The 8,459-nt window shown below is 72.8% G+C and carries 7 protein-coding genes; 5 read left to right on the top strand and 2 right to left on the bottom strand.

From position 1 onward, the window contains the following. Positions 1-115: 115 nt before the first annotated feature. Genes VED21_RS37535 through VED21_RS37520 form a run of 4 tightly spaced genes read left to right on the top strand, consistent with a single transcriptional unit; the run spans position 116 to position 3,742 of the window. Entirely contained in the window at positions 116-1,288 is a 1,173-nt protein-coding gene (locus tag VED21_RS37535) for a thiolase C-terminal domain-containing protein (RefSeq protein WP_324891404.1), read from the top strand. Continuing rightward, the gene (locus tag VED21_RS37530) at positions 1,285-2,304 is read left to right on the top strand and encodes a hypothetical protein (protein WP_324891402.1); all 1,020 of its coding nucleotides are present in this window, start codon (positions 1,285-1,287) and stop codon (positions 2,302-2,304) included. The genes VED21_RS37535 and VED21_RS37530 overlap by 4 nt, the downstream gene beginning before the upstream one ends. Further along, entirely contained in the window at positions 2,301-2,732 is a 432-nt protein-coding gene (locus tag VED21_RS37525) for a Zn-ribbon domain-containing OB-fold protein (RefSeq protein ID WP_324891400.1), read from the top strand. The genes VED21_RS37530 and VED21_RS37525 overlap by 4 nt, the downstream gene beginning before the upstream one ends. Continuing rightward, on the top strand, positions 2,732-3,742 hold the full coding sequence (locus VED21_RS37520; RefSeq protein WP_324891398.1) for a nitronate monooxygenase: 1,011 nt from the start codon (positions 2,732-2,734) through the stop codon (positions 3,740-3,742). Before VED21_RS37525 ends, VED21_RS37520 begins: the two co-directional genes overlap by 1 nt. A gap of 27 nt (positions 3,743-3,769) precedes the next feature. Here the strand turns inward: VED21_RS37520 and VED21_RS37515 are convergent, their stop codons facing one another. Continuing rightward, on the bottom strand, positions 3,770-4,660 hold the full coding sequence (locus tag VED21_RS37515; protein ID WP_324891396.1) for an IclR family transcriptional regulator: 891 nt from the start codon (positions 4,658-4,660) through the stop codon (positions 3,770-3,772). 95 nt (positions 4,661-4,755) lie between these two features. After that, the gene (locus VED21_RS37510) at positions 4,756-6,882 is read right to left on the bottom strand and encodes a 3-hydroxyacyl-CoA dehydrogenase NAD-binding domain-containing protein (RefSeq protein ID WP_324891394.1); all 2,127 of its coding nucleotides are present in this window, start codon (positions 6,880-6,882) and stop codon (positions 4,756-4,758) included. Between the two features lie 167 nt (positions 6,883-7,049). Here VED21_RS37510 and VED21_RS37505 point away from each other — a divergent pair, with 167 nt between their 5' ends. Then, positions 7,050-8,252 (top strand): acetyl-CoA C-acetyltransferase, encoded by a 1,203-nt coding sequence (locus tag VED21_RS37505; protein ID WP_324891392.1) that lies wholly within the window; start codon positions 7,050-7,052, stop codon positions 8,250-8,252. Positions 8,253-8,459 lie beyond the last annotated feature (207 nt).

Genomic DNA, 8,459 nt, shown 5'->3' with positions numbered 1-8,459 from the left:
GCCGTCCTCTTCGCCACCGGGGACTTCGCCGAGGGTCGCGCCGCCTTCCTGGAAAAGCGCAAACCCGCCTTCACGGGCCGCTGAGGCCCGCACGGAACAAGGGAAAGGACCGTCCATGACCGACGTCGTGGTCATCGGCGTGGGGCAGACCGCATACGGCATGGTCCCGCACCGCACCCTCAAGGACCTGTTCGCGGATGCGGCGGTGGACGCCTGCGCCGGCGTGGACAAGGGATTCGACCCGCGCCTCGTCGAGGAGGCCTACATCGGCACGCTGTCCACCGGCGGCTCGCAGCTCGGCAACTTCGCGCCGCTGATGCTGGAGGCGGCGGGGATGATCGGCGCCTCGGCCGTGCACGTGGAGAACGCCTGCGCGTCCGGCGGCTTCGCCTTCCGCAACGCCGTGCTGGCGGTCGCATCCGGGCGCGTCCGGGTGGCGGTAGCGGCCGGCATCGAGAAGATGAGCGACCTGCCGCGCGAACGGAACCGCCTGTGGCTGGGCGTCTCCGGCGACGTGGAGTGGGAGCGGCTGGCCGGCACCAACTTCCCCGGCATCTACGGCATGATCGCGCGGCGCCACATGCACGAGCACGGCACCACCAAGGCGCAGATCACCGGCGTCGCCGTGAAGAACCGCTTCAACGCCATCGCCAACCCCAAGGCGCAGTTCCGCAAGGCGCTGGAGCTGGAGGACGCGCTGAAGGCCCCCATCCTGGCCGATCCCTTCACCCTGTCGGACGCCTGCGGCATCACCGACGGCGCGGCCATGGCCATCGTCTGCCGCGCCGATATGGCGCATTCCTTCACCGACCGCCCGGTCAAAGTGGCGGGCAGCGGCGCCGGCACCGATTACGTGGCCGTGCACGACCGCGACAGCGCCACGCGGCTGGACGCCGCCCGCCGCGCCGCGCGCGACGCCTACGCCATGGCCGGCATCGGCCCGGACGGCATCGACTTCGCCGAGGTGCACGACTGCTTCACCATCGGCGAGATCCTGGCCTACGGCGACCTGGGCTTCTGCGAGCCGCACGAGGCCGGCCGGCTGATCGAGGACGGCACGACCCGGCGCGACGGCAAGCGGCCGGTCAACAACTCTGGCGGGCTGATCGGCAAGGGCCATCCCATCGGCGCCACCGGCATCGGCCAGATCTACGAGATCGTCCACCAGCTGCGCGGCACCGCCGAAGGTCCCGGGCGGCAGCTTGCCAACCCGCGACGCGGCCTTGCCCACAACGTGGGCGGTTCCGGCGGCAGCGTGGCGGTGCACATCCTGGAGGCGTGCGCATGAGCGCCGTGTCGATCCTCGCCTACGGCGCGGCGCTGCCCCGGCTGCGCCTGCCGGCATCCGAATACCGCAACGCCTGGGGCGGCTGCGCCGCGTCGGGCCTGACGCAGAAGGCCTTCTGCGCCTACGACGAAGATCCGGTGACGCTGGCCGTCGCGGCGGCCCGGCTGGCGTGCGACCGCCTGGCCTGCGACCGGCTGGGCGCGGCGGAGCCGGCGTTCGACGCCCTGTACGTCGGCGCCACCACCTTGCCGTACGAGGAGAAGCCCTCCTCCGCCTCCATCGTCACGGCGTTGACCGGGCGGCGGGGCGTGCGGGTGGTGGAGCTGCGCGGCTCTCCGCAGGCCGGGCTGCAGGCGCTGGTCGCGGCGGCCGAGTTCTGCAAGGCCAACCCCGGCCGGACCGCGCTCGCCATCGCTGCCGACGCCCCCTCGGCCCCGCCGGACATGCCGTACGAGCACGCGCTGGGCGCGGCGGCGGCGGCTTTCGTGCTGGGAAGGGGACCGGGCGTGGCGACCCTGGGCGACGCCGCCGCCTGTTCGCTGGAGACCTTCGGCAGCCGCTTCCGCCGCCTGGGCGCCACCGGCATCGCCGATCTGGAACTGCGCACGCAGGAGGACGCCGACGCCGTCGCCGCCCTGGCCGGGATGGAGGCGCTGCCGCGTGGTGCCGATGTGCTGGCCTGCGGCCTGCCGCCGCGCGCCGGTGCCGCGGCGGCGAAGCGCCTGGGGGCCGCGCGGGCGGACGCGGTGTGGCCGCGGCTCGGCGACGCCGGCACGGCGTCGGCCGCCGTGGCGCTGGCCGACGCGCTGGACCGTGCGGCACCGGGGCAGCGCCTGCTGGCGCTGGCGGTGGGCGCCGGGGCCATCGGGGTGGAAGTCACCGCCACCGGCTGCCCGGAGGGACGCCGCGCCGGGCCATCGGTCGCCGACCTGCTGGGCGGCGGGACGCCGGTCGACTACGTCGCCTACCTGCGGCACCGCCGCGTGCTCAGCTCGCGCCTTGGAGACACCGCATGAGCGCCTACTTCTCGCTTCCCATGTACGCGGCCAGCAGCGGGCAGCGGCTGCGCCTGATCGCCGGCCGCTGCCGAAGCTGCGGGGCGCTGGCCTACCCGCAGCGCGCGGCGTGCACCGGCTGCGGCCAGCGCGCGTTCGACGAGGTTGGGCTGTCCGGGCGCGGCACCATCTTCACCTACACCATCATCGCGCGCGGCGGCGCGCCGGCGGAGTTCGACGACCAGCAGACCATGACCGGCCGCATCGCCTGCGGCATCGTGGAGCTGGAGGAGGGGCCGCGCGTCATCGCCCAGTTCGCCGACTGGGAGGACGCCGACCTGGCGATCGGCAAGCCGGTCGCCGCCGTCGTCCGCCGCCTGTTCGACCAGGAGGGCATCGTCCGCTACGGCGCCAAGTTCGTTCCGCTCCGCGAAGGGGAGGGGGCGTGATGACCCGGCCGCACGAGGTGCCGCTGTTCGACACCGCCGTCACCCGGCTGTTCGGCATCCGCCACCCCATCCTGTGCGGCGGGCTGATGTGGCTGTCCACCGCCCCGTACGTCGCCGCCGCCGCGCGGGCGGGGGGCATCGGCTTCATCACCGCGCGCTCCTTCCCCGACATGGGCGCCTTCCGCGCGGAATTGCAGACGTGCCGCGAACTGGCGGGGGGCAACCCGTTCGGCGTCAACCTCTACCTCTCCAACCGCGAGAGCGAGAACGCCATCCTGGAGCGCCACGTCGACGTGCTGCTGGACGAAGGCGTGCGGGCGGTGGAAACGGCCGGCAACGCGCCGGGCGTCCTCCTGCCGCGCCTGAAGGAGGCGGGGTGCACGGTGCTCCACAAGGTCTCCATCCTCAAGCACGCCGAGCGCGCGGTGCGCGACGGCGCCGACGCCATCGCCATCGTCGGCATGGAATGCGGCGGCCATCCGGGGCTGGACTTCATCGGCAGCATGGTGCAGGGCACGCTGGCGCCCATGCGCCTGGGCGTTCCGGTGGTGCTGGGCGGCGGCATCGGCACGGGGCGGCAGGTCGTCGCAGCACTCGCCATGGGCGCGGCGGGGGTGATCCTGGGCACGCGCATGCTGGTGTCGGAGGAGATCCGGGCGCACGAGGATTACAAGCGCCGCATCGTCGCGGCGGACGAGCGGTCCTCGCGCCTCGTCCTCGGCATCCTGCGCAACACCTACCGGGTGATGGACAACACGGCGGCCCGCACGGTGGCGGCGATCGAGGCGACCGGCGAGACGGACTTCGAGGCCTACCGCCCGTACGTCCAGGGCACGGCGGCGCGGCGCGTCTACACCACCGGCGACACGGACGAGGGGATGCTGGCCATGGGGCAGGCGGCGGTCTTCGCCGACAGCCTTGCCCCGGTGGCCGCGATCTACGACGAGCTGCTGGCCGACGCCGCGACGGCGCTCGACACCGTCCGGCGCGTGTCGCCGGTGATGGCCTGACGGCGTGTGACGTTATGGCCGGCGGCCCTACCGCCCCATCATGGGCGCGATGGTGCGGCACAGGTGCACCAGCCGCGGGCCGGCGTCCTGGATCAGCTTGTCGCGGTCGATGGCGAAGGCGGGGCCGCCGCAGTTCATCGCCATGACGGTTCCGCCGTCGGCGGAGACCAGCGGCACGGCCACCGCCCGCACGTCGCGCCGCCATTCGTTCTCGACGAAGCAGAAGCCGCGGTCGCGCACCTCGGCGATGGATGCCTCGACGCGCGCCTGCAGGTCCGGCCAGTCGGCGCCGTGGCGCTTGCGCAGGCCGGCGAACACCACCTCGCGCGCGGCGTCGTCGATGCCGGCCAGATAGGCGCGGCCCAGCGCCGTGCGCGCCATGTCCACCCGGCTGCCGATGTCGAGCAGCAGCGTGGTCAGGTTGCTGGAGCTGGCGGTGTCGACGTAGATCATGCTCAGCCGGTCCGGGCTCGCCAGCGCCACCGAGGCGCCGGTGTGGTTGGCCAGCTGCTGCATGTGGTCGCGCGCCACCTGCCGCACGCGCAGGTTCGCCAGCACCGGGTAGCCCAGGGCCAGGATCGTGGGCGCCGGCTCGTACTTGTTCAGGCGCTTCACGAAGGTCAGGTAGCCCAGCTCGGTCAGGGTGTAGGTGAGTCGGGTGACCGTCGCCTTGGGCAGCTTGGTGATGGCGGTCAGCTCGTTGTTGCCCAAGGCGCCCTGACCCGGCTTGAAGGCGCGCAGGATCTCCAGCCCGCGCGCCAGCGCCCAGACGAACTTGCGGTCGCTGGCGTGGCGCAGGCTCAGGTCGTCCTCGTCGTAGACCAGCGGCACCGCCGAGCGCGACGCCTGCGCGGCCGGGCGGGGCTTGCGGGTGGGCCGGACGGGCTCGGCGGGGGTGCGCTTGTCTCGGGTCGCCACGATCAGTCCTCTTTCGGCCGGCTTCGGCGAACGCCGGGACATTTCCCGGCATTTACCGTGAAGTCCGACACGTGTCGAGCCTGTTGGAAGCACCGTCACCCGTAGAAGCCGCGCCCGTCCCCGGCCATGGCGCGCAGCCGTTCCGGCACCGCGAAGCGCGGACCCACCGTGGCGGCCAGCGCGTCGCACTCCTCCACGAAGCGGGCGACGCCGACCGTGTCGATGTAGGAGCACACGCCGCCCGTGTGCCTGGCGAAGCTCCAGCCCAGCACGGAGCCGACGTCGGCCTGCCGCGGATCGTCGATGATGCCCTCGTCGAAGCAGCGCGCCGCCTCCAGCGCCTGCACGTGCAGCAGCCGCGTCTTCAGCGCGTCGAGCGATGGAAGCGCCCCGCGCGGTGGGTAGAGGTCGGCCAGCCCCGGCCACAGGCGCTTCGGCGCACCCGCCGGGTAGTCGTAGAAGCCGCCACCGCCCTTGCGGCCCCGGCGGCCCAGCGTGGCGACCATGTGCTCGACCACCGGGAACTCCGGGCCGGGCGTCCAGGCGTCGCCCTTGTCGGCGGCCTCCTGCGTGCGGACCTTGAACATCACGTCCAGGCCGATTTCGTCGCCCAGCGTCAGCGGGCCGACCGGCATGCCGGCGATGCGGCCGGCGTTCTCGATCAGCGCCGGCGGCACGCCCTCGCGCAGCAGGGCGATGCCCTCGTTGAGGTAGGTGGACACGCAGCGGCTGGTGAAGAAGCCCGGCCCGTCGTTGACGACGATGGGCGTGCGCCCCAGCGCCTTGGACAGGTCGAGCGCGTGCGCCAGCGTCTCGTCCGACGTCTGCCGGCCCCGGATGATCTCGACCAGCGCCATGCGCGGCACGGGCGAGAAGAAGTGCAGGCCGATGAAGCGGTCGGGCCGCCCGCTCGACGCCGCGAGGCTGGTGATCGGGATCTTCGAGGTGTTGGAGCCGAACAGGATTCCGGACCCGGTCACCGCCAGCGTGCGGCGGGTGACCTCGTCCTTCACCGCGCGGTCCTCGAACACCGCCTCGATCACCGCCTCGCACCCGGCGAGGTCGTTGAAATCGGCCGTGGGCGTGATGCGGGCCAGGATGGCGTCGCGCTCGCCGCCTGTCATGCGGCCCTTGTCCACCAGCTTGCCCAGGTCGCCGGCCAAACGTTCGAAGCCCGCCCGCGCCGAATCCTCGTCGCGGTCGAGCAGCACCACGTCCAGCCCGCCCTGCGCCGCCACCTGCGCCAGCCCGCCGCCCATGGTGCCGGCGCCCAGGATGCCGAGCCTGCGGAAGGTCGCGGGCGGCGCGGCGGGGCGCATGCCGAGCTTGCGCGCCTCGTTGATGGAGAAGAAGACCGTGCGGATGGTGTTCTGCGCCACGTCGCCGCGCACCAGTTCGGCGAAGTGCCGGAACTCCGTGTCCAGGCCGACGTCGATGGGCGTGCGCAGCCCCTCGAACACGCAGGACAGGATGGCCGGCGGGGCGGGGAAGTTGCCGCGCGTCTCCTCATGCACCCTGGCCGCGGTGGTCATGAACAGCCGGTGGTTCTCCGGGCTGGCCGCCGCCCCGCCGGGGATCGCGGCACCCCGGTCCCAGGGCTGCTCGTGCACCGGGTTGGCCAGCAGCCAGGCGCGCGCCGCCGCGATCAGTTCATCCGGCGGCACCAACTCGTCGATGATGCCGAGGTCGCGGGCCCTGGCGGCGGTGATGCGCGTGCCCTCCAGCAGCAGTGGCAGGGCGGCCTTGATGCCGATCAGGCGCGGCAGACGCTGCGTGCCCCCGGCGCCGGGCAGGAGGCCGAGGCCGACTTCCGGCAGGCCGTAGACGGTATCCGGCCGGTCGGCGGCGATGCGGCGGTGGCACGCGAGGCAGATCTCAAGCCCGCCGCCCAGCGCCGTGCCGTTCATGGCGGCGACGACCGGCTTGCCCGACGTTTCCATGCGGCGCAGCAGGTCGCGCATCGGCCGCAGGCGTTCGATGATCGCCGCCGCAGGCTGGCCGCGCAGCGTCTGCAGCAGGGTGAGGTCGGCGCCCGCGATGAACTCCTTCTTGGCGGAGGTGATGAGGATGCCCTTCACCGCCGGGTCGGCGATGGCCCGTTCGATGGCGCCGACGAATTCCAGGCGGCTTTCCATCGACAGGATGTTCACCGGGCGGCCGGGCAGGTCCCACGACACGGTGGCGATGCCGTCCGCGTCCACCTCGTAACCGATCATCGACATGGTGCTCCTCGACATGGTGCTTCTCTGGCGTCTCGTCCCGTCCGGCGCCGCAGTGGCCTTGGCCCGTGGACCGAATGCCTGTATGTTGGCACAGCACGTACCGCCTAGCAAAACGATTATGCGCAAACACCGCGTTCGCGGTGCTGGCGCGTGAGGAGGAGACACCCGTGGCCGAGGTCTGCATCTACGACGCCGTGCGCACGCCGCGCGGCAAGCTGCGCGGTGGCGCCCTGCAGCATGTCACCCCCATCCGCCTCGCGGCCGTGCCGCTGGCGGCGCTGCGCGACCGCAACGGCCTGGACACGGCGGCGGTGGAAGAGGTGGTGTTCGGCTGCGTCATCCCCTTCGGCGAGCAGGGCGGCGACATCGCGCGCGCCGCCGTGCTGGCGGCCGGCTTCGACCAGTCGGTGCCGGGCGCGCAGATCAACCGCTTCTGCGGCTCGGGCCTGGAGGCGGTGAACATGGTCGCCGGGCAGGTGGCGTCCGGTCAGGTGGCCCTGGGCATCGGCGGCGGGGTGGAGAGCATGTCGCGCGTGCCGATGGGCAGCGACCAGGGCTCCTGGGTGTCCGACCCGCGCGAGACGTTCCGGACGCACTACGTGCCGCAGGGCATCGGCGCCGACCTGCTGGCGACGCTGTGCGGCCACAGCCGCCGCGACGTCGACGCCCTGGCGGTGGAGAGCCAGCGCCGCACGGCGGCGGCGCAGGACGAGGGGCATTTCGCCCGCACGCTGGTCCCGGTGCATGACCTGAACGGCACCTTGCTGCTGGACCGCGACGAGCACCCGCGCCGCAGCGCCACGCTGGAGAGTCTGGGCAAGCTGGAGCCGGCGTTCACGCACGTGGGCGCCGCCGGGTTCGACGGGCGCGCCATCCTGCGCTATCCCCAGGTCGAGCGGATCGAGCACGTGCACACCGCCGCCAACTCCAGCGGCATCGTCGACGGGGCGGCGGCCGTCCTGCTGGGCAGCCGGGAGGCGGGGGAACGGCTGGGCCTCAAGCCGCGCGCCCGCATCCGCGCGTGGGCGGCGGTGGGGTCGGAGCCGACGATCATGCTGACCGGCCCGGTGGCCGCGTCGCGCCGGGCGCTGGCGCGGGCCGGGATGCAGGCCTCCGACATCGACCTGTTCGAGATCAACGAGGCGTTCGCGTCGGTGGTGCTCTATGTGGCCGAAGAACTGGGCGCCGGTCTGGACCGGGTCAACGTGAACGGCGGTGCCATCGCGCTGGGTCACCCGCTGGGCGCCACGGGCGCCATGCTGCTGGGCACCGTGCTGGACGAGCTGGAACGCCGCGGCCTCGCCACCGGGCTGGTCACCCTGTGCGTCGCCGGCGGCATGGGCACGGCGACCATCATCGAGCGGGTGTAGGGGGCGATTTCCCCCTCCCCTGCTTTGCATGACGTGATGCACACATCAGGGCGGAAGCTGAAAAGCCCTTCTCCCCTTGAGGGAGAAGGGTTGGGATGAGGGGTCATTACCGCCGGATGGCGGGACAAAGAGTCTTGCTCTCCGGCCATCCGGCCGTAATCACCCTCACCCCGACCGCGACGCCCTTTGGCGTCGCCCCCTCAAGGG

Origin of the sequence: Azospirillum sp. (assembly GCF_035627195.1) — a bacterium.
Classification (GTDB): Bacteria; Pseudomonadota; Alphaproteobacteria; order Azospirillales; family Azospirillaceae; genus Azospirillum.
The sequence above is the reverse complement of the archived record's forward strand: the minus strand, read 5'-3'. Positions and strand labels throughout refer to the sequence as shown.

Bases quoted from the DNA above. Each gene is read 5' to 3' on its own strand.
- VED21_RS37510 (WP_324891394.1), bottom strand. From the start codon at position 6,882: ATGTCGATGATCGGTTACGAGGTGGACGCGGACGGCATCGCCACCGTG.
- VED21_RS37535 (WP_324891404.1), top strand. From the start codon at position 116: ATGACCGACGTCGTGGTCATCGGCGTGGGGCAGACCGCATACGGCATG.
- VED21_RS37520 (WP_324891398.1), top strand. From the start codon at position 2,732: ATGACCCGGCCGCACGAGGTGCCGCTGTTCGACACCGCCGTCACCCGG.
- VED21_RS37525 (WP_324891400.1), top strand. From the start codon at position 2,301: ATGAGCGCCTACTTCTCGCTTCCCATGTACGCGGCCAGCAGCGGGCAG.
- VED21_RS37530 (WP_324891402.1), top strand. From the start codon at position 1,285: ATGAGCGCCGTGTCGATCCTCGCCTACGGCGCGGCGCTGCCCCGGCTG.